22 protein-coding genes are annotated in these 21,253 nt (G+C 42.9%); 16 read left to right on the top strand and 6 right to left on the bottom strand.

Annotated features, from left to right (window positions below):
* Positions 1-15: 15 nt before the first annotated feature.
* The 10 genes from ACKI39_RS03905 (at position 16) to ACKI39_RS03860 (ending at position 10,534) form a co-directional block, all read left to right on the top strand.
* Complete coding sequence (locus ACKI39_RS03905) at positions 16-2,025, top strand: CoB--CoM heterodisulfide reductase iron-sulfur subunit A family protein (RefSeq protein ID WP_318691646.1); 2,010 nt, start codon at positions 16-18, stop codon at positions 2,023-2,025.
* Positions 2,022-2,465 carry a hydrogenase iron-sulfur subunit gene (locus ACKI39_RS03900; protein ID WP_318691645.1) on the top strand — a complete coding sequence of 148 codons (444 nt, stop codon included), beginning with the start codon at positions 2,022-2,024 and terminating at the stop codon, positions 2,463-2,465. Before ACKI39_RS03905 ends, ACKI39_RS03900 begins: the two co-directional genes overlap by 4 nt.
* The gene (locus ACKI39_RS03895) at positions 2,450-3,412 is read left to right on the top strand and encodes a 4Fe-4S dicluster domain-containing protein (protein WP_407397860.1); all 963 of its coding nucleotides are present in this window, start codon (positions 2,450-2,452) and stop codon (positions 3,410-3,412) included. Before ACKI39_RS03900 ends, ACKI39_RS03895 begins: the two co-directional genes overlap by 16 nt.
* Positions 3,412-4,458 carry a 4Fe-4S dicluster domain-containing protein gene (locus tag ACKI39_RS03890; RefSeq protein WP_407397858.1) on the top strand — a complete coding sequence of 349 codons (1,047 nt, stop codon included), beginning with the start codon at positions 3,412-3,414 and terminating at the stop codon, positions 4,456-4,458. The genes ACKI39_RS03895 and ACKI39_RS03890 overlap by 1 nt, the downstream gene beginning before the upstream one ends.
* 13 nt (positions 4,459-4,471) lie before the next feature.
* On the top strand, positions 4,472-5,302 hold the full coding sequence (locus ACKI39_RS03885; protein ID WP_407397856.1) for an FAD/NAD(P)-binding protein: 831 nt from the start codon (positions 4,472-4,474) through the stop codon (positions 5,300-5,302).
* A 122-nt stretch (positions 5,303-5,424) separates the two neighbouring features.
* Complete coding sequence (locus ACKI39_RS03880; RefSeq protein ID WP_318691641.1) at positions 5,425-6,105, top strand: 4Fe-4S dicluster domain-containing protein; 681 nt, start codon at positions 5,425-5,427, stop codon at positions 6,103-6,105.
* 11 nt (positions 6,106-6,116) lie between these two features.
* Positions 6,117-7,763: an FAD-dependent oxidoreductase gene (locus ACKI39_RS03875; protein WP_407397854.1), complete on the top strand. Its 1,647-nt coding sequence runs from the start codon at positions 6,117-6,119 to the stop codon at positions 7,761-7,763.
* A 334-nt stretch (positions 7,764-8,097) separates the two neighbouring features.
* Positions 8,098-9,249, top strand: a complete 1,152-nt coding sequence (locus ACKI39_RS03870; RefSeq protein WP_407397852.1) for a hypothetical protein — start codon at positions 8,098-8,100, stop codon at positions 9,247-9,249.
* 54 nt (positions 9,250-9,303) lie between these two features.
* Positions 9,304-10,209, top strand: a complete 906-nt coding sequence (locus ACKI39_RS03865; protein ID WP_407397850.1) for an NADase-type glycan-binding domain-containing protein — start codon at positions 9,304-9,306, stop codon at positions 10,207-10,209.
* Between the two features lie 7 nt (positions 10,210-10,216).
* Positions 10,217-10,534 (top strand): MGMT family protein, encoded by a 318-nt coding sequence (locus ACKI39_RS03860; protein ID WP_407397848.1) that lies wholly within the window; start codon positions 10,217-10,219, stop codon positions 10,532-10,534.
* A gap of 14 nt (positions 10,535-10,548) precedes the next feature.
* Here ACKI39_RS03860 and ACKI39_RS03855 read toward each other — a convergent pair whose 3' ends face one another.
* Together ACKI39_RS03855 and ACKI39_RS03850 are read right to left on the bottom strand one after the other, a co-directional pair.
* Positions 10,549-10,821 (bottom strand): Txe/YoeB family addiction module toxin, encoded by a 273-nt coding sequence (locus ACKI39_RS03855; protein WP_407397846.1) that lies wholly within the window; start codon positions 10,819-10,821, stop codon positions 10,549-10,551.
* The gene (locus tag ACKI39_RS03850) at positions 10,818-11,090 is read right to left on the bottom strand and encodes a type II toxin-antitoxin system RelB/DinJ family antitoxin (protein WP_407397844.1); all 273 of its coding nucleotides are present in this window, start codon (positions 11,088-11,090) and stop codon (positions 10,818-10,820) included. Before ACKI39_RS03850 ends, ACKI39_RS03855 begins: the two co-directional genes overlap by 4 nt.
* 194 nt (positions 11,091-11,284) lie before the next feature.
* Between ACKI39_RS03850 and ACKI39_RS03845 the strand changes: the two genes are divergently transcribed.
* A complete protein-coding gene (locus ACKI39_RS03845; protein WP_407397842.1) occupies positions 11,285-12,280 on the top strand; it encodes a calcium/sodium antiporter in 996 nt (331 codons plus the stop codon).
* A gap of 8 nt (positions 12,281-12,288) precedes the next feature.
* Complete coding sequence (locus ACKI39_RS03840; protein WP_407397841.1) at positions 12,289-12,717, top strand: CxxCxxCC domain-containing protein; 429 nt, start codon at positions 12,289-12,291, stop codon at positions 12,715-12,717.
* Here the strand turns inward: ACKI39_RS03840 and ACKI39_RS03835 are convergent.
* From ACKI39_RS03835 to ACKI39_RS03825, 3 genes are all read right to left on the bottom strand, one after another.
* The gene (locus ACKI39_RS03835; RefSeq protein WP_407397839.1) at positions 12,714-14,183 is read right to left on the bottom strand and encodes a pyridoxal phosphate-dependent decarboxylase family protein; all 1,470 of its coding nucleotides are present in this window, start codon (positions 14,181-14,183) and stop codon (positions 12,714-12,716) included. The genes ACKI39_RS03840 and ACKI39_RS03835 overlap by 4 nt on opposite strands.
* A gap of 167 nt (positions 14,184-14,350) precedes the next feature.
* Positions 14,351-15,709, bottom strand: coding sequence for a diaminobutyrate--2-oxoglutarate transaminase family protein (locus ACKI39_RS03830; protein ID WP_407397837.1), 1,359 nt, complete (start codon positions 15,707-15,709; stop codon positions 14,351-14,353).
* Positions 15,710-15,924: 215 nt separating this feature from the next.
* Positions 15,925-16,632, bottom strand: coding sequence for a tRNA 2-thiocytidine biosynthesis TtcA family protein (locus tag ACKI39_RS03825; RefSeq protein ID WP_407397835.1), 708 nt, complete (start codon positions 16,630-16,632; stop codon positions 15,925-15,927).
* A 190-nt stretch (positions 16,633-16,822) separates the two neighbouring features.
* Here ACKI39_RS03825 and ACKI39_RS03820 point away from each other — a divergent pair, with 190 nt between their 5' ends.
* The 3 genes from ACKI39_RS03820 to ACKI39_RS03810 are packed head-to-tail and all read left to right on the top strand — an operon-like array spanning position 16,823 to position 19,114.
* Positions 16,823-17,083 carry a YhdT family protein gene (locus ACKI39_RS03820; RefSeq protein ID WP_407397833.1) on the top strand — a complete coding sequence of 87 codons (261 nt, stop codon included), beginning with the start codon at positions 16,823-16,825 and terminating at the stop codon, positions 17,081-17,083.
* A gap of 3 nt (positions 17,084-17,086) precedes the next feature.
* Entirely contained in the window at positions 17,087-18,571 is a 1,485-nt protein-coding gene (gene panF, locus ACKI39_RS03815; protein WP_407397831.1) for a sodium/pantothenate symporter, read from the top strand.
* An 18-nt stretch (positions 18,572-18,589) separates the two neighbouring features.
* Positions 18,590-19,114, top strand: coding sequence for a hypothetical protein (locus tag ACKI39_RS03810; RefSeq protein ID WP_407397829.1), 525 nt, complete (start codon positions 18,590-18,592; stop codon positions 19,112-19,114).
* On the opposite strand, the gene ACKI39_RS03805 is transcribed toward ACKI39_RS03810, so the two are convergent.
* On the bottom strand, positions 19,092-19,685 hold the full coding sequence (locus ACKI39_RS03805) for a 5-formyltetrahydrofolate cyclo-ligase (protein WP_407397827.1): 594 nt from the start codon (positions 19,683-19,685) through the stop codon (positions 19,092-19,094). The genes ACKI39_RS03810 and ACKI39_RS03805 overlap by 23 nt on opposite strands.
* A 198-nt stretch (positions 19,686-19,883) precedes the next feature.
* On the opposite strand from ACKI39_RS03805, the gene ACKI39_RS03800 reads away from it, so the two are divergent.
* On the top strand, positions 19,884-21,098 hold the full coding sequence (locus tag ACKI39_RS03800; RefSeq protein WP_407397825.1) for an aspartate-alanine antiporter-like transporter: 1,215 nt from the start codon (positions 19,884-19,886) through the stop codon (positions 21,096-21,098).
* The last annotated feature ends 155 nt before the right edge of the window (positions 21,099-21,253 follow it).

The raw sequence follows: 21,253 nt of genomic DNA, 5'->3' as shown, positions 1-21,253 counted from the left end.
GAGCACAGTAGAAATATGGAAAGAATTGGTGTTTTTGTATGTCACTGTGGTACCAACATTGCAGGTACAGTTGACGTAGCAAAAGTCGCAGAAGAAGTTGGCAAGATGCCAGAGGTTGTTTTCTCAACCAACTACACATACATGTGTTCTTCTGCCGGTCAGAAAATGATTGAAGACCACATTAAAGAAGACAAGCTTACAGGTGTTGTACTCTGTTCTTGTTCTCCACGCATGCACGAAAAGACATTCCGCTCTTGTGCAGCACGCGCAGGCCTCAATCAGTTCAAAGTTGAAATTGCAAACATCCGTGAACAGACTTCATGGGTCGGCAAAAATATTGAAGAAAATACAGAAAAGGCAATCGCACTTGCTAAGGCTGCAGTTGCAAAGACTGTCCTCAACACTCCTCTTACAGAAGGTGAAACTCCTGTTACAAAGAGAGCTCTTGTTATTGGTGGCGGTATTGCAGGTATTACAGCAGCCCTCGACATTGCAGATGCAGGTTTCCCTGTAGACATCGTTGAAAAGAAAGTTACAGTCGGCGGAAAGATGGCAATGCTCGACAAGACATTCCCTACTCTTGACTGTGCTTCTTGTATCGTTACTCCAAAAATGACAGAAGTAAGTCAGAATCCTAACATCAGAATTCTTTCTTACTCGGAAGTTGTTGGCGTAAAGGGATACATCGGAAACTTCACCATCGACATCAAGCGCCATGCACGCTATGTTGACGAGACAAAGTGCACAGGTTGTGGTGCATGTATCGAAGCCTGTCCAAACAAGAAGGTTCCAAACGACTTTAACCTTAATCTTGACAACAAGAAGGCAATCTACATTCCATTCGCACAGGCTGTTCCAAAGGTAGCTACAATCGATGCAAATTACTGTTTGCACCAGAAGGCAGCAAAGAACGGCAAGGAAGCTTGTGGATTCTGCCAGAAGGCATGTGGAGTTGGAGCAATCGACTTCAACATGCAGGATGAAGTAATCACAGAAAAGTACGGTACAATCATCGTAGCAACTGGTTACAATCCAATTGAACTTACAAAGTTTGACGAATACGCATACAGCCAGAGCCCAGACGTTGTTTCATCACTTGAATTCGAACGCCTCTGCAATGCTTCTGGTCCTACAAGCGGTCACCTTAAGCGTCCATCAGACGGAAAGGAACCAAAGAACATCGTATTCGTTCAGTGTGTTGGATCACGCTGTGCAGCCGATGCATCAAAGGGTCATGAATACTGTTCAAAGATCTGCTGTATGTACACAGCTAAGCACGCAATCCTTACACGCGACCACTATCCTGACACAAACGTTTGGGTATTCTACATCGACGTTCGTACTCCAGGTAAGCTCTTTGATGAATTCTACCGCCGTGCAGTTGAACAGTATGGCGTTCACTACATCAAGGGCCAGGTAGGAAAAGTTACACCGCTTTCAGACGGAACTCTTGACGTCCAGGGTTCAGACCTTATCTTGAACAAGCAGGTTCATATCAAGGCTGACATGGTTGTTCTTGCTGCATCTATCGAAGCTGACAAATCAGCTCGTCCACTTGCAACAATGCTTACAACTTCAATGGACAACAACGACTTCTTCCTTGAAGCACACGCAAAGCTCCGCCCAGTAGAATCTCCTACAGCAGGTATCTTCCTCGCTGGCTGCTGCCAGGGACCAAAAGATATTCCTGAAACTGTAGCACAGTCTTCGGGTGCCGCTGCAAAAGCAATCTGTCTCCTCGTTAAAGACAGCCTCAAGACAAACCCTTGTACTGCACATCCAAACGAAAATCTTTGTAACGGATGTGGACAGTGTGTCAACGTTTGTCCTTACGGTGCAATTTCTTATGTTGATAAGGATTTCCGCGGACCAAACAGAACGACAATTACAAGACACGTTTCTCAGGTTAACACAGCAATGTGTCAGGGTTGTGGTGCATGTACAGTTGCCTGTCCTTCAGGTGCTATGGACTTGCACGGATTCTCTAACAGCCAGATCTTGGCAGAGGTAGATGCAGTACTATGAGTGAAACAAACAAGAACTGGACACCAAAAATCGTAGCTTTCTGCTGCAACTGGTGTTCTTACGCAGGTGCTGACCTGGCTGGAAACAACCGCCTTGACTACCCTGCAAACGTAAAGATCATCCGCATCCCATGCTCATGCCGCTTGAACCCATTGTTCATCCTCCGTGCATTCCAGCGTGGTGCTGACGGTGTTATTTTGTGTGGCTGCCACCCAGGTGACTGTCACTATTCAACAGGAAACTATTTTGCACGCCGTCGTATGACACTCCTCTTCTCAATGCTCAACTTCCTGGGAATTGAAAAGGAAAGAACTCGCGTAGAATGGTGTTCCGCTGCTGAAGGTGTACGCTTTGCAGGTCTCATGAACGACTTCGTTGCAAAGATTACGGCACTCGGTGAAAACAAGAAACTGGAGGACTTGAGATGCAAGAAAAACTAATCGCTCGCGCTAAGGAATTGCTTGCTGAAGGAAAAGTTCAGAAGGTTGTCGGATGGTCAAAGGGTCTCTTTGAAGACGACATCACTCCAGCAGTATTTTCTTCAGCAGAAGAACTGGACAAGGGATTTGTCTTCAACAAGTATTGCAAGGCAAACCTTTCAAAGTATCTCGTAAAGATTACTCGTGAAATTGAAGTAAAGAAAAGCACAACCCGCATGAACAATACAATGGCAAAGCAGAGGGATCCAAATGCACAGGATGCACCTATCCCATCTGAAGTTGTTCTTGTATTCCTCAAGCCAAATGATACTTATTCATTTACTCAGCTTCTTAAAGAAAACCGCATTACTCGTGATGACGTTTACGCAATCGGTGTTCCATGTCAGGATACTCTTGACGGTGGAAACGCTTGCGGGCCATGTGCCGGAAAGACACACGTTTCTTGTGACGAACTCATCGGTGCAGAACCTGGACAGGTTTACCAGGGTGAAAACAAGACAATGGAAATGGTTGCAAAGCTTGAAGCCATGACAGACGATGAAAGATTCGAATTCTGGCGCGGTGAAATGTCACGCTGTATCCGTTGTAATGCATGTCGTAATGTTTGTCCTGCATGTACATGTGAAAAGTGTGTATTCGACAACAATGCCCTCTACACAACACAGAAAGTTGCAGAAACAAGTTTCGAAGAAAACCTCTTCCACATCATCCGCGCATGGCACGTAACAGGCCGCTGTACAGGTTGTGGAGAATGTTCAAGAGTTTGTCCTCAGAACATTCCGCTTCACCTCTTGAACGGAAAGATGGCAAAAGATATCAATGAAATCTACGGTCCATACCAGGCTGGTGCAGACATGGAATCTAAGCCTGCAATGCTCCGCTTTGAAGAAAATGACCCTGAGACAACAATCGTTTACGACAGATCTAATAACGGAGGTGCAGAATAATGCTTTCTATTTCTAAAGATAAGATTGATTCATTATTTGAACTCATCGGTTCAAAGCAGCCTTTGTATCTGCCTGTAGACAACAAAGCAGGAACTGCCGACTTCCAGAAATGGGGAAAAGGCACAAAGCTTTCTTCAGCACTCAAGACTGTTCGTTCTGCAAAGGACTTCTTCTTCCCAAAGACAGAACACATGGTTTCTTACCAGATGAACGGTCAGGAAGTTAAGGTTGAAGATCCAAGAAAAGACCTTGAGGACTTCGTAGTCTTCGGTGTAAGGGCTTGTGACGCAAAAGGCTTTGAATGCATCGACGGTGTTTACCTCAACATGAATCCTGTTGATTCATACTATAAGAACCGCCGCGACCACGGAACAGTAATCGTTCTTGCATGTAACGAACCTGCAAAGAACTGCTTCTGTTCTTCATACAAGATTGACGCTTCCCTTGCCTCTCCAGCCGGAGACGTAAGCTGCTGGCTTGCCGATGACAAGTACTTCTTCCAGGCAAACACAGAAAAGGGAAAGGCTTTCGTAGAAAATGCAAAGTCTGTTCTTGCAGATGCTGCTGATTCTGCAGTGGAAAGTGCAAAGAAGGACATTGCTGCAAAGATTGAAAAGCTTCCATTTGCTCACCTTGACCTTTCAAAGGTTGGAGACGTAAAACCTGAACAGATGATGAAGATTTTCAACTCTAAGGTTTGGGCAAAGGTTTCAGAACCTTGTGTTGGCTGTGGAACTTGTACATATGTGTGTCCAACATGTATGTGTTTCGATGTTCGTGACTTCAAGACAAACAACGGCATCCGTCAGATCCGCTGTTGGGATTCATGCATGTTCAACGACTTTACACAGATGGCTGCAGAAAACCCTCGTCACACACAGAAGGAACGCTCTCGCCAGAGATTCATGCACAAGCTTGTTTACTACCCAATGGCACACGAAGGAATGTTTGCCTGTGTTGGTTGCGGACGCTGTCTTGAAAGTTGCCCGGTAAACATGAACGCAGTCAAGGTTCTTAAAGCAATTTCTGAATCTGATGATATCTAGTAAGGAGAAAAAGATGGAAAACAATGAATCATTTATTCCTTACGTAGGAAAAATTATTGACATTAAGCAGGAAACTCCTGATGTAAAGACATTCCGCGTAGTTGGTCTCGACGGAAAGAAACTCTTTGAACACATCCCTGGACAGTGTGCAATGCTCATCGTTCCAGGAGTTGGCGAATCAATGATTTCTATCACTTCTTCTCCAACAATGCAGGATGCAATGGAATTCTCAATCAAACGCTGTGGTTGTGTAACTGAATGGCTTCACAACGCAGAAGTTGGCCAGCAGATTTGTCTTCGCGGACCTGTTGGAAACGGATTCCCAGTAGAAGGTGCCCTCAAAGGAAAGGACATCCTCGTTATCGCCGGTGGTATCGGTATTGCTCCAGTTCACTCTGTAGTTAACTACATGATGGACAACCGCGCAAACTACGGAAAGATCCAGGTTATCTATGGTGCTCGTTCAAAGGCTGACCTTGTTCGCCTTGATGAAATGCAGAACTCATGGATGAAGCAGCCAAACTGCTCTATCGACATCACAATCGACCGTGCAGAAGAAGGCTGGGATGGACACGTAGGATTCGTTCCTCCATTCATTACTGAACTCAAGCCTGATGCAGGCATGACAGTAATCATGTGTGGACCTCCAATCCTCATCCACATGTCTTTGAAGATCCTCAAGGACCTTGGATTCAAGGACGAACAGATCTTCACAACAATGGAAATGAGAATGAAGTGCGGTATCGGAAAATGCGGTCGCTGTAACATCGGTGACAAGTTCGTCTGCAAAGACGGTCCGGTATTCAGCTTTGATCAGTTGGGTGAATTACCACCAGAATATTAAGTCACGAAATCGCCATCCGTGGCGATTTCGTTCTGCGAGTTTTTCAAATGAAAAACTCGCGGGCATCATTAGCTAAACAGATGACGCGCCGTCCTGGCGCTCTAAAGCTATAGGAGAAAAATATGGCAGAAAAGGAAATGGCCACAATCTATATTTTTGGCAAGAAATACAGCGTTCCTGCAGAACTTACAATCATGAACGCTATGGAATACGCAGGTTACCAGCTTAAGCGCGGTTGCGGTTGCCGCAACGGTTTCTGTGGTGCCTGTGCAACAATCTACCGCATCAAGGGAACAAACCAGCTTCAGACATGTCTCGCATGTTCAAAGAAGGTTGAGAATGACATGTACATTGCAACCCTCCCATTCTTCCCTCTCGTAAAGCAGGTTTACGACATCAACACAGTAAAGCCTGAACAGTCAATCATGATGCAGCTCTACCCAGAGATCTACTCATGTGTTGGTTGTAACGCTTGTACTCGTGCATGTCCACAGAGCCTCAACACAATGCAGTACATCGCTTACGCTCAGCGCGGAGACTTTGCAAAGGCAGCAGACCTTTCATTCGACTGCGTAATGTGCGGATGCTGTTCTTCACGCTGTCCAGCAGGAATCAGCCACCCACAGGTTGCAGAACTTGCACGCCGTATCAACGGTAAGTACCTCCAGCCACAGACTCAGCACCTCATCGACCGTGTTGCTGAAATCGACGAAGGAAAGTGCGAGGCAGCAATCCAGGAAATGATGAACAACTCCATCGACAAGATGAAGGAACTCTATAACAACCGCGACATAGAGAAATAAGGAGACATTACATGTACGGAAATTACTTAGACGAAGCAGCAAAAATCGTTGCTGAAAAGCGTGAAGAAAACCTTAAATTTGAACATGCACGTCTCACTGCAGACGAAAAGGATCAGATCCTCAAGGAATATCACCCAGACCGTATCGCAAGCGAATTCACAGAACTCAAGATTGGTCCTAACAAGGGACAGAAGGCTCCTATCCAGCTTACAGAAATGCTTCAGGCAAAGCCTCGCATCGCTCCAGAACACATTGACCTTGCTCATGTAGACTACGAAACAGATGTTCTCGTAATCGGTGGTGGTGGAGCTGGTACATCAGCTGCCATCATGGCATCTGAAGCAGGTGCAAAGGTTCTCCTTGCAACAAAGCTCCGTGTTGGTGATGCTAACACAATGATGGCAGAAGGGGGTATCCAGGGTGCTGGTAAACCTAACGACAGCCCAGCACAGCACTACCTTGACTGTTTTGGTGGCGGACACTTTGACGGAAAGCCAGAACTCGTATACACACTTACAAACAAGGCTCCATCTGTAATCAAGTGGCTCAACGACCTTGGTGTTGAATTCGACAAGGAAGCTGACGGTACAATGGTTACAACACACGGTGGCGGAACAAGCCGCAAGCGTATGCACGCATGTAAGGACTACTCAGGTGCTGAAATCATGCGCACACTCCGTGACGAAGTTTTCAACCGCCCAGATCAGATTACAGTTGTAGACTTTACAGCTGCAGTTGAACTCATCAAGAACGACAAGGGTGAAGTTTGTGGTGCAGTTCTTGAAAACGTTGAAACAGGTGAAGTTCGCATCGCAAAGGCAAAGGTTGTAATCATCGCAACTGGTGGAGCTGGACGCATGCACTACCAGGGATTCCCAACATCAAACCACTACGGTGCAACAGCTGACGGTCTCGTTATGGCATACCGCGCAGGTGCAAAGCTCCTTTACCAGGATTCACTTCAGTACCACCCAACAGGTGCTGCATACCCAACACAGATCCTCGGTAAGCTTGTTACAGAAAAGGTTCGTTCCCTCGGTGCAAAGCTCATCAACAAGGACGGTGAAGTTTACATCCACCCTCTTGAAACACGTGACGTTAACGCTTCTGGTATCATCAAGGAAGTACGCAACGGACGCGGTGTAGAAAATGATGTTCAGCCTGCTGTATGGCTCGACACTCCAATGATCGAAATGATTCACGGAGAAGGAACAATCCTTAAGTCAATTCCAGCTATGTACAACATGTTCATCAAGTACGGAATCGATATCCGCAAGGAACCAATCCTTGTTTACCCAACACTCCACTACCAGAATGGTGGTGTTGAAATCGACAAGACATGCCACACAAATGTTGCAAACCTCCTCGTTGCAGGTGAAGCATCTGGTGGTGTTCACGGAACAAACCGCTTGATGGGTAACTCACTCCTCGACGTTGTTGTATTCGGTCGTGAAGCTGGTATCGAAGCAGGAAAGATGTTCAAGAACATCAGCCTCTCTGACACAAGCAAGATGAACCTTGACCACGTTGCTGCATTCGAAAAGGAAAGAGCTCAAGCTGGAATCACAGGTGATGTAACATCTCCAAAGGTTCTCCCAAGCTACACACACGGAAACAAAGAGTTTGAAAAGAAGCCTTTCCCAGGTGCATCAAAGTAAAATCCAATAGGTGCCGCGAGTTTCCGTCAGGAAACTCGTCGAGAAAGAGCGAAGCTCTTTCTCAATTCCCTGGAGCATCAAAGTAAAATCTAATGGATGCCGCGAGTTTCCTGGGGGAAACTCGTCGGGAAAGAGCGAAGCTCTTTCTCATAGCCCTTCTGTTGATTCAGGAGGGCTTTTTTTTGCATTCAATTGGATTCTTAACAAAAAAATCAAAATCTTTTATCATGGTTGAAAGGACTGCACTGGACATCAATTTGAATGACATATGAAAAATATGAAAAACATAATCATTGGAGCAATATTTTTAATATACTCGGCCGGAGCCTTTGGATTGGAAAACTTTACAACAAAAGTAAAACCTGTTGAACTGGACATTGAGCTTTTCTGGAAATGCAGACCGTGGAAAGACAACAAGCTTATGACCATAGACGGAAAAGGACGTTTTGCGACTGTGGAATTTTCGGTGGACAAAAAAGGCCATGACAAAGCAAAGGTTGTTCCGTTGTGCCAGTATCCAAAGCGCGGTGATATTACAAACCATTTCTGGGTTTTTCCTGAATCAGAGACAGTGTGTGTATGGTCTAAATTAATGATGCACGTCTACAACAACAAGACAAAGAAAAAGAATTCTTTTGTTCCTGTATTGTCCTGGAAAGGATTTTTCAATAAAGCTTTTGAACTATCAAAGAAAGATCTATATATGCATTTCTATTATTTTACAGATAACAGTGATTTTAATGAAAGACATATGTATGTTTCTTATGACCAGAAAAAAAAAGATGTAGATGATGATGACTTTGGTGATCTTCAGAGGGAAGACCTGCTTATACAGATGGAACCTTATGGGAGAGATTTTCTTGCATGCGAAGTAGACTATAAAGATTACTCATGCGAATATTTTTACTACAACATAGACTCCAAGGAAAGAAAGTCTGATGATTTCACCAGAAAATTGACAGAGCTGTTCTCTTATTCTCCATACGAAGTCTACATCAACAGGGAAGAAAGATTTCTTATATCAAACATCAAGAAAAAAATCGACAATCGAAAGCAGCAGGAAAATGTCCTAATGACATGGGATGAAGGAAACAGGAATTTTAAAATCATCCCTTTTGACCATCTGGTACCATCAGAAAAAAAATTGAAATTCCCATTTACACCTGTATCTGACGACCGCCACTGGGCTCTTGGTATCATCACTGGATACAAAGACCCAGAAGATCAGTGCAGAACTTTTTTCAAATATGCATTCATTAATTTTGACAAAAAATATCCAGCAAATATCAGCCCCCTGATACTGATCGATGAGCATCATATCAACGGTCATCCTGAAGGTGATTTATGGGAATATGGAACTTTCTTTGAACATCCTGTCTACGGAACATGTTTTATTTATTCCTACACAAATCATTCTGGAATCAAAAAAACATACCTTTATAAAATGAGCGACTTTGAAAAAGAAATTGAAGAAATGATGAAATAAAAAGATTGAAGATGAAGACAAATCTATAGACAGTAAAAAAAATGGAGGAAATATATGATGAAAAAAACTGCAGTTTTCGGCCTGCTGCTTTCTTTTGCGATCAGCGCATTTTGTTTTGATTACAACAAGGAAAACTTTTCACTAAATCTGGATATTGAAACAGGTTTGTATTTTTATGAAAAAAACGTCTATATCATCGGCTATGAAGGAAAAATATGGAAGGATGATCGGCCGGCAAAACTGACTGACGAACACAGCTACACTTCTCTCAAGCTGAAAAAAAATCCGTATTATGGAAACGGCGAAGAAAAGACTTTGTATTTCTTAGATCTGAATGGAATAATTTTTCATATGCCATTTGTAAAAAACAGCAAACCAAAAGAATCAACTCTTGAATTGTTCAAGAATATCTATGGAGGAGTCAAAAAAATCACGGCGTCTTCTGAACTGTCGGAAAAAACAAAATCTGGAGAGACAACTTATTCAGTCACAAATGTACTGACCCTTGGATCAGAAAAAGAAACTGGGTATTTCTTTCTTCCTTTAGGTTGTCCCTGGGTTCCGGATATTTCCAAAGACAAGGAGCCTTACATTGATTTTGAACTGCAGTATGAAAGAAGCTCCATCCACATATTGCCGGGCTTTGTTGATTTTTCACGCAGGCACTTGTGGAAACAGAATGCACGGCCAAAGACAATAGAAGTCATAGATCTTGACAGTTTAAAGAGCCTTGGAAAATTCACAATAAATGACAGGATCGATTTTACAAGCATTGATCTGCCAGCGTCCGTAAAAAACGTGAGGATCAGATTCATCGATTTTTATCCGGGAACAAAATATCAGGACCCATGCGTTTCTTCAATTTATTTTGGAACCGACATGTGGCCATACAAAGGCAACCACGGCAAACACACATTTGAAGAAGGCGGATATTTTTACAAACTATTCAACGGACAGTAAAAAAAAAATGAAAAACAACGAAATAACTCCAACCGCCAAAAAAGTTTACGACTATCTGCGGACAATTCCAGAAGGAAAAGTTGTAACCTACGGACAGATTGCAGAGCATCTTGGAAACAAAAAAATGTGCCGTGCCGTAGGCAACATCCTTCATGCAAATCCACTGCCCGACTACTACCCTTGCTACAAGGTGGTAAACGCCCAGGGAAAACTTGCACAAAACTTTGGACTTGGAATAGAGGAACAGAAACGCCGCCTTGAAAAGGACGGAATCAAAGTTGAAGATTATAGGGTGACTCTAGAATTATATCAATGGATAACTTAAATATATAATTATTCTTACATTTTATCGTAATGAGTTTTGCATTGCAGGATCCTTAGATTCCCGTTTTCATCAATTTTATAAACAAGACGATCTTTTTCATTGATTTCTCTACTATACATTCCGCTCAGATTGTATTTCAACGCTTCAGGTTTGCCGATTCCCTTATCAACCCCGTTTTTATCAATGTCTTCAATCAATGAAATAATTTTTTTATATGATTTTTTATCACCATTGAGCAGATATGAATTTAAATCCCGCCAAGCTTCTTCATCCCAAAGGATCTTCAATTTTCAACCTCTGGGGAAGCAACGTTTAAATTCATGTCCGTTATGATGTACTTCCCTTCGTCTATCCTTTTATCTGCATCAAGTATATGGGATACATTTTCATTACTGTAAAATGAATCAACTTTGATTTCAAAAGGAATTTTCTGTTCCCTGACAACTGCTTTTGCAAATAGATTGAAAGCCGTCGAGGCAGAAAGTCCAACAGTATCACAGAATTCCAGGAATGCATTGTGAGTTTTATCATCCAATCTGACACTTAATGTAGCCATTATACACACCTCTGCCATCAAATGTAATCAAAAAGACACATTTTGTCAAATTTGATATTGAATTAAAATACTCCATTCATATTCCACATTAACTTCAAAGCGTTCCAGCACCACAACCTTACATTCAAATTTGAAAGCATCTTCATTGTAAAATAAATCTATTTTTTGTATATTGAAATCAAGAGGAGAATGCCATGGAATTTTTGTTGAACCTCATTTTACTTATCGTTGGGTTTATTATGCTTGTAAAAGGTGCAGACTGGTTTGTAGACTCGGCTGCGGGAATTGCACAGAAGATTGGAGTTCCTGAACTTGTAATCGGACTTACACTTGTTGCATTTGGAACATCAGCACCAGAACTTTCAGTCTCCCTTACATCAGCACTTAAAATGCATTCTGCAGGAATTACAATAGGGAATGTTGTTGGAAGCAACATCATGAACATCGTCCTTATTCTTGGCATAACAGCCCTCATCTGCAAAATTCCATGCCAGAAAAATTCCCTAGTACTGGACATTCCGTACATGCTTGGAGCCACGATTCTTTTCATTGTCCTTGGATACTTTGGAAACTCATTTTCAAATGTTGATGGCTATGTAATGGTATCTCTTCTTGTTGCATACATAATCATTCTCCTTGTTATTTCAATCAGAACAAAGACCAATCTTTTTGCAGAAGAAGATGATGATGATGAACCTGCTGAAAATCTTACAGGATTAAAACTTAACCTCAGTAAAATAAAATATGCATGGTGGTTCATGGCAATCCTCCTTGTAGTAGGACTTGCCTGCATAATCTATGGAAGCGACTTTGTCGTAAAATCCGCAACCGCCATTGCCAAAACTTTTGGCGTATCCGACAGAATCATAGGCCTTACGATGATTGCCTTTGGTACTTCCCTTCCTGAACTCATGACTTCAATTGCAGCTGCAAGGAAAGGAAAAACAGACATTGCCATCGGAAACATAATCGGAAGCAACATCTTCAACATCCTATGCGTTGCTGGAGTTACCGCATGCTTCATTCCAATTTCCTTTGACGGCTTCATGACAGATTCCTTGTTTGCCCTTGGAGCAGCACTTTTACTTGCACTCCTCTGCTATCTTCCAGGACATGCAATCAGACGCTGGGGAGGAATCGCAATGCTTGCAGCATACGTTACATACATGACAAAGCTTTTCATGGCATAGGATGCATCATGAACAATTTCTGGGAAACTAAAGCACTTAAAGATTTTTCACAAGACGAATGGGAAGCTGTCTGTGATGGATGCGGTTTATGTTGCTTCCGAAAAATTGTCGATGGATGGCTTTGGTGGAAGAAGATATTGAACACCAGAATTGCCTGCGACATGCTGAACTGTGAAACATGCCGCTGTATGGACTATGAACACCGTTTTGAAAAACAGCCAGAATGCTTAAAGCTTGAACGTACTAAAATAAAGGATTTCAAATGGCTTCCACAAACCTGTGCCTACAGACTTTTAAATGAGGGAAAACCACTTCCTCCATGGCATCCCCTTATAACAGGAATTCAGAACTCAGCTAAGGATGCTGGAGTCTGCGTCCAGAATCCAGTCAATGAGTCCCAAGTTGGAGACGACGACTGGTATGACTACGTGGTCTAGCCAGCCCTTCTGATTTCTTCAGCTATTTTCTTGATGAGAGAAACAAGCCCATCCAGCTTTTCGCTTGTCACCATTGGATTCAACAATGTAAATTTAAGGCATACCCTTTCATCACTTATCGTCTGTCCAACTACTATTCCATGCTTATGAAGAAGGATCCTACGGATCTTTTTATTGACTTCATCATTCTCTTCTCCTGTAAGATCTTTACCAACAGTACGGAAGACAACAGATGAAATTTCAGGTTCTGTCACTACTGCAAAACCGCAATCCTTTACAAGCACGGAATGAAAATACTGAGCATTTTTCATGCTTGTTGAAATGATTTCATCCCATCCATTCCTTCCACGCATAAGGAAACTTGTCCATACCTTAAGGGCATCAAAGCGTCTGGTCGTCTGAAGGGATTTACCGACAAGATTTGTATATCCATCCTCTTCATCTTCTTCACGGTTAAGATAATCGGCATGGATGGTAAGGGCGTCAAAATCTTTACCATCTTTTATAAGAACTGCACTTGCACTGATATTCAGAAGGAACATCTTATGGAAATCAACAGTAATTGAATCACAGAGCATAAGATCTGCAACACGGCACGAATATTCCTTACTGAGAATCACCCCACTACCGTAAGCGGCATCTGCATGAAGCCACATATTGTTCTTTTCACAGATTTCCTTCATTTCGGCAATCGGATCGATGGAACCAAAGTCAGTAGTTCCAACAGTTGCAACAGCAAGGAAAGGAATGTTTCCATCTGCAATATCTTTTTCCAAAAGCTTTCGGAAAGCATCCATGTCAATTTTTTTTCTGGAATCTACAGGTAACTTTACAACGCTTTCATAGCCTAGTCCAAGAATGTGAGCAGACTTTTCCATACTGAAATGACTTATCTCACTTGTATACATCCTGAGTTTTCTGTAGTTTTCTGGAAGTCCGTATTTTTTTACATCATGCTTAAGGATTTCATTGCAGAACCAATCCCGTGCAAGAATGATCGCCGTCTGATTAGATTGGCTTCCACCGCTTGTGAACACACCGTCAGCATTGTCATCATAGCCATACAGCTTACAAAGATGCTTTGTTACTTCAACTTCTATTTCCGTAGCTGCAGGAGCTTGATCCCAACTGTCCATGCTCTGGTTGTATGCACTGATAATCTGCTCAGCACTAAGACTTTCAATCAGCGCTGGAGAATGCAAATGGGGCATATAGTCAGTGCTTGAAGGACGAAGCATATTGGGGAGAATTTTTTCTTTGACCAGATCGAACATGGCATCAAAACCAATTCCCTTTTCTGGAAGAATGGAATCCATGTGTATGATTTTTTTTAGCTCTTCTGGTTCTGGACCTGTATAAGCCTTGCTGCTGTTGAATGCATCAAGGATCGCATCAGTTGTTTTGCCGATCATTGATAAGTAAAGTTCTTTGTCCGACAGTGTGTCTGTAAGAAAAATATTGTCCATATGCATGTCCTGATTATATTGGGAGTTGCCCAAAAATTATGTCGCCGCCATTGCGTGAGGTTTGTTTTTAGCATTCTCGTAAAACACCACTTTGAACGGACATAACCACTTATTTAAAAAAATTACGTCACTGCAAAAAAATTCACAATGACGTAAATGAATTGATCTTATTTTCCTGTAACTTCAGCGTTTACTTCAAGAACAACCTTCTCGAAGATATCAAGTCCGTGGTTAAGGTCTTCATCAGAAATGTTCAGGGCACAAAGGCATCTCATTACACTTCCGAATCTTCCACCCTTTTCCATCACAAGCTTGTTTTCAAAGCACATGTGCTGAACCTTTGCTGCAATATCTCCGCTAAAAGGATATGCACCAGTTGAATCCTTTTCTCCATTAGGATCAACGAATTCAATTCCGCACATAAGTCCACGGCCTCTTACATCGCCAATGATGCTGACCTTATCCTTTATCGCATTGATGCGACTACGGAACATGTCACCCTTGCGAGTTACCTCAGAAAGGAATTCCTGCTTAGAAACCCTGTTGAGAACAACGGTTCCTGCCTTCATGGCAAGCTGGTTTCCGCGGAAGGTTCCTGCGTGTGCTCCTGGCTGCCATTTATCAAGTTCCTTGTTGTAGACAACAACCGCCAAAGGCTGAGTTCCTCCGATGGCCTTTGAGATAAGGACTACATCAGGAATTATGTCTGAATATTCAAAAGCAAAAAGTTTTCCGCTGCGTCCCATGCCACACTGGATTTCATCGACAATCATAGGAATACCAAGTTCCTTTGTCACCCTTCTGATTGTCTGCATAAATTTCTCAGGCATAGGAATTACACCGCCTTCACCCTGAATAGGTTCAATGATTACGGCAGCAGGTCTTGGGATTCCGCTTTCTGGATCTTTCAATGTACGCTCAAAGAAATTGCAGCAGGCATCAATTCCTGCCTGCCCACCTAGACCAAACGGGCAGCGGTATGAATTAGGAGCTGGAAAGAAATGCACTTCTGGCATAAGACCGTTAATCTTGGACTTTGCCCCAAGGTTTCCTGTACATGCCATTGCACCATGTCCCATTCCGTGATAACCACCCTGGAAAGCAATAATGCTTGTTCGACCTGTGGCTGTCTTACACAATTTCAAGGCTGCGTCTGTAGCATCGGTTCCACTCGGAGAGCAAAACTGAATTCTTGCATTTTCTGAAAGTTCTTTCGGAAGGTTTGAAAGAAGAGTATGCACAAATGCGTCTTTAGTAGGTGTGGTTAAATCAAGGGTGTGAAGAGGTGCGCCGCTCGTAATAAGCTCCACCATTGCCTGATTTACTTCAGGGTCATTGTGACCAAGTGCAAGAGTTCCTGCTCCGCACAAAAAATCCAGATACTTGTTTCCTTCTACGTCCTCAACCCACGATCCACTGGCTTTTGCCAATGCAAATGGAAATTTGCGTGGATAGCTGCGGGCATTAGATTCTGTGGATTCCTGTCTGGTAATGAAATACTGATTGGTGCCCTTATTCTCAAGCATCGACTTTCTCCATTACTGAAATGAGGTTCATACCTCATCCTTAACTCGGGATAATTTCCAACAGCTGTCAACGTCAGCGTTTATGTTGTTCTGCAAGAATACCCCAAAAATCCTTTCATAACAATAGATTTAACAACACATTAGTAAAAAAAATCTGAATCTTTCCAACCCCTCGATATAACAGAATATTAAAAAAATCGATATTCCTTAGTTTTTTATGGGAGATAATCAGGCAGAATATTCTTCATCGACTGAAACAGCTTGTTTTTCTTTACCTTGTCACCGCCAGTAAGGACTTCAAGGCTTTTTCTTGCATCCTTTCTGCGGCTGTTGTCCTGGTATGTACAGGTACAGGTGCTTACAATGTATCCTCTTTCAGTTCCGTGCTCGATGATGGTCTGCTCATCACTATAGCAAAGAGGCCTGATTATCTGGCATGGATAATTGTTGTATTTCATGACAGGAGGCATGGTGGCAAATTCACCCTTGTCCAGCATGTTCATGAGCATGGTTTCAAGGATGTCATCAAGATGATGCCCCAGAGCAATCTTGTTGTAGCCATTTTCCATGGCATATCTTAAAAGTTCATTTCTCCGCTGGGTACTGCACCACCAGCAGTTCATCTTATGTCCAGGCTTTACTCGGTTCAGCACATCGATGAAGATGCTTTCAACATCCACTCCCCATTCTTTGAACATGGATGAAAGGCCATCGTTCAATGGAGGTGTTATTTCCGAATGAATGTGAATGCACTTGAATTCAAAATCAGCATTACGCCTTTTTGACCGCTGAGCAAAGTACTCTATAAGTGCCGTGGAATCCTTTCCACCGCTAGCCCCAAGAAGGATTCTGTCTCCAGGTTTGATCATTTCATAGTCAAAGCATGCCTTGTCAATAAGGCTGAAAAGAAGTGGTTGTGCCATATCGACATTATAGTAATTAATGTCAATTTATGCTAATATAGCACCGTCATTTTTTATTTTTTTTAGAGTTTTTATCAGCAAACTGGTGTTCCTAGAAACTGCTCCATTGGAATGCCAAAGAGTTTTATCACTTTATACCATAGGAGTTTTATTCAGGTTTATTGAAAATTCATTTTTTGGAGTAACTAAAATGGAGAAGTTCTCAAAAGAAGAAAAGCACGCGCAGTGCATCAAGGAAATCAGAGCAACTTTGATTGCCGCTGCCCTATGTTGTCTGTGGCACATCGGTACAGCGTTCATCCTTAACGGAAAAGGGCTTTATTTTCTGGGCATGCCTGCATGGTTTTCAGTTTCAGTATTCGGAACAGTAGTCTTGAGTATTGTTTCTGTAATCATCCTTGCAAAAAAAGTATTCAAGGACTTTGAATACGATGAGGAAGAGGTAGAATAAAAAATGACACACAATCAAATCATCATTCTCACCATTACCCTTGCATATCTTTTTTTCAATGCAGTGGCGGGTATCGTCTATGGCAGAAAAACAGAAAAAGCATCTTCCCTTTCAAAGGAAAAGAAGTATTTCATAGGTTCACGCGGACTTGGTGGATTTGTTCTTGCAATGACAACCATCGCAACCTACACTTCCGTAAGTTCTTTTGTTTCAGGACCAGGAGCAGCTGGAATGACCTTTGGATATGCCCAGGTTTGGATTGCCGCAGTACAGGTTCCTGTTGTTTTCCTGATCCTTGGAGTACTCGGAAACAAGATGGCCATCGTAGGTCGTCGTACTGGCGCAGTTTCTGTCGCAGGATACCTCAAGGCACGCTACAAGAGCGACGCACTGGTAATCGCAACAAGCCTTCTTATGGTGGCATTCATCATCGCCCAGATGATCTCACAGTTCAAGGGAGGCGCAACTTTGATTGAATCAATCACTGGAATTCCCTTTAAATGGGCTTTGATCATATTTGCGCTGACGGTAATCGTCTATACTTCCTTTGGAGGATTTACTGCAGTTGCACTCACTGATGCCATCCAGGGTATCGTCATGATGGTCGGCACATTCCTTCTGGTTCTCTTTGTACTCAAGGCGGGAGGAGGACTGGACGGAATCGATGTGGGACTCCAGAAAAACCTTCCAGGCGTATATGACGACATGTGGGCAAAATACAAGCCAGGGACATTGATTTCCTTCTGGATCCTTGTTGGATTTGGAACCCTAGGACTTCCACAGACAGCGGTACGCGCCCTTGGATTCAGCAGCACAAAGTCCCTTAAAAAGGCAATGGTCATCGGAACAATAACATGTTCCTTCATTCTTGTCGGAATGCACCTTGCTGGATGCTGGGCTGGAGCTATCGCGGACAAAAGCATGGTCAAGACTTCAGATTATTTCATTCCATTTGTAGTCCAGAACATCATGCCTGTAGGACTGGCTGGAATTTTTCTTGCAGCCCCTATGGCTGCGGTCATGTCAACGGTTGACTCCCTGCTTCTTCTTGCGGCTGTAGCAATACTCAAGGATCTCTACAAAACCTACATCGTAAAAAACGATGAAAAAAAACTAGCTGCATATGAAAAGCACTTCAAGCTTTCCTCGGCCCTCATAGTCTTTATTACGGGAGCTATCGTAGTTTTCTTTACATTGCACGCCTCAAAGATCATCTTCTTCCTGAATCTCTTTGCGTTCGGTGGTCTTGAATGTTCATTCTTCTGGCCCCTTGTCGGCGGACTTTTCTGGAAAAAGGGAACAAAAGAAGCTGCCCTAGGTTCATCATTAGGAGCAGTAGCTGTCTACATCCTATGCCACTATTTTGTCCACATAGCGGGAATCAATGCCGTCGTATGGGGACTTATTGCAGGCGGAACAATCTACTTTGCAACAGGATTCATTCAGAAAAAAAATCCTGATGCCGATGTGCTTGAAAACTGCTTTTAGTGAATTATAATTGTCTGTATGGAAGATAAATCTATGCAGACAAATCCTCAAGCCCTCCAGATGAAAAAAGTGGGCTTTTTTATGAACATAGCCATGGGAATCACAGTAAGCATCATACTTTCTGTCCATGGCAACCTTGCCTCAGGTCATTTTGCAATTCCAATGCTTATGGTCAGCATGGTGATTTCGTGCATTCTGGCTCTTTTTATAGGATTTTTACTTCCTGTAAAACCAGTCAAGGACAAGCTGACAGGAAACATGAAAATGCCAGCCAAATTTCTAGTCGCAAACATCATCACAAACATTTTCTACGTATTCATCATAACAACGGTGAACACGTCATTGATGATCATACTCGCAAGACACAACATGGATATCAACAACGTTCCTCTTTCAGTGCCTCGTCCGAGTATCCTTGCAGCCCTCCCAAAGTCATGGCTTTCAAGTTACATAGTTTCCTACATCGTCACTTTGATTCTTGAGCCTATTTACCTTAAAATAGCCTTTAAGAAATACGGAATTACAGCACAACGTCCATCTTGACGTCATTTTCTTCCGTAGGGACAGATTCAACAATCTGTGCGCCATAGCAGATTCCGCAGATCCATGGTTTTACATTGCCCTGGGCTGCGGTCTTTTTTTTCAGTTCAGAAAGAAATCTGTCATAGAAACCTTTTCCTCGACCAAGACGGCTGTTGTCCTTACCAAAGGCAAGACCTGGTACAAGCACAAGGATTTCATTCCCCTTCACCTTTGTCAAAAATTCTTCCATGACCAGTCTTTCTAGTCCCGCCTTAGGTTCAGCGATTCCCCATCTGTTGGATTCAGTCTGGCGGTTTGGCTCATCGGTCAGAAAATAGAATTCCATCTCGTTGGTCCCGTCTATGATCTTTGGGATGAGGACTTTTTTATCCTGCTGCAATGCCGTACGAAGAATTGGCAGAACATCAACTTCATCCTTCATCGGCATGAAACCGAAAACGCATTTAACCTTGCTGAATATTTCCGACTGTATGACTGCCATGCACTTTGACATGCTTTCAAAGGATTTTCCGACAGGATCAAGATCCGCAAGTATAGATTTCATTTCTTTTCTAAGTTCCGCTTTCGTCATGCTCCCATTCTACCACATCAATGAAATTAAATCTTCAGAACTTGCACAACTGATGGACATTTTGATTTCAATGAATCCTAAATGTAGTCTCTAATAAATATAAGCTAGATTCTTAAAATTTATGCTTAAAACTAATTGCCCTATATGGTACAAAGTTATAAAATAACTAAACTTTAATATAATTTCGAGGAATCTATTATGATTACTTATTTGTCAGCTGTCTGCTCGTCAGCTCTGTCAATCATTTTCATCGTATTTTTAATCGGTGCAATCGGATACCTTGTAGGCGCAATCAGCGTTAAAGGCATTTCTCTCGGAACTGCAGGAGTTCTTCTCATCGCCCTCTGCTATGGAGTTCTCATCCAGTACTTCCCAAATTTCAACATCGGGGAAAAGCAGATTGTTCTTTGGAGTGACAAGATCAAGGCAAACTTCTCCATCGTTTCAAATATCGGAACAGCACTCTTCGTTACTGCCGTTGGTCTCATTGCAGGTCCTAAATTCTTCAGAACTTTCAACAGAAGCTCAATCGCATATCTTGTAATGGGAATCGTAGTCATCGGACTCGGTGCTCTTACAGCAATCATCTGCGTAAAGCTTGACGACAACCTCAGCGCCAACATGGCAGCAGGTCTTCTTACTGGTGGCCTTACATCTACACCTGGTTTCTCCGCAGCAAAGGAAGCCGTTGAAGGTGCCGCACAGGATGAAATCTCGGCAGGATACGGAATCGCATACCTTTACGGTGTTCTCGGTGTAGTTCTTTTCGTTCAGATCGTTCCAAAAATCCTCAAGATCGACATTGCAAAGGAAAGAGAATCCTTCGTTGCAGCAGGTTCAGTTACAATCCCGGAACCAAAGGGAAAGCTTTTCAAGATCGAAGAATTCGGTTTCTTCCCATTCTTCCTTGCAGTTGCAATCGGATGTCTCATCGGTGCAATCAAGATTCCTATCGGTGGAGGTTCTTACTTCTCTCTCGGTAATTCAGGCGGAACTTTGATCGGCGGTCTCATCATCGGCCACTTCGGAAAAATCGGATGCCTTGACTGCCGTCTTTCAAAGCAGACACTCAACTTCATGCGCGAGCTTGGTCTCGTTCTCTTCCTTATCGGTGCTGGTGTTCCAGGTGGAGTAAACTTCGTTTCAAACGTCAAGCTTTCATACTTCATCTATGGTGCAATCATGACAACGGTTCCAATGATTGTCGGATATGTATTTGCTCGCTATGTATTCAAGCTTTCAATCTTCAACAACCTTGGTTCAATCACAGGTGGTATGACTTCTACTCCAGCTCTCGGTACACTTATCGCTACAGCTGGAACAGATGAAGTTTCTGCAGCATACGCTGCAACATACCCTCTTGCCCTTGTATCAATCGTTCTTGCCTCAAAGATCATCGTAATGCTTTTCTAAAGCAGTTGGCATCTTAAAATCATAACCACCCCTCAAAGGGGTGGTTTGCACTGTGGCTATAAGCCAAGTGTCTCAAACATGCGTCTCAAGGCGCTTGCTTTCACTAACGTTCAAGCCTACCGTAGTTTGACACCCGCAGGGGCATGAAGCCCCGT

Origin of the sequence: Treponema sp. (assembly GCF_045641405.1) — a bacterium.
Taxonomy (GTDB): domain Bacteria; phylum Spirochaetota; class Spirochaetia; order Treponematales; family Treponemataceae; genus Treponema_D.
The sequence above is the reverse complement of the archived record's forward strand: the minus strand, read 5'-3'. Positions and strand labels throughout refer to the sequence as shown.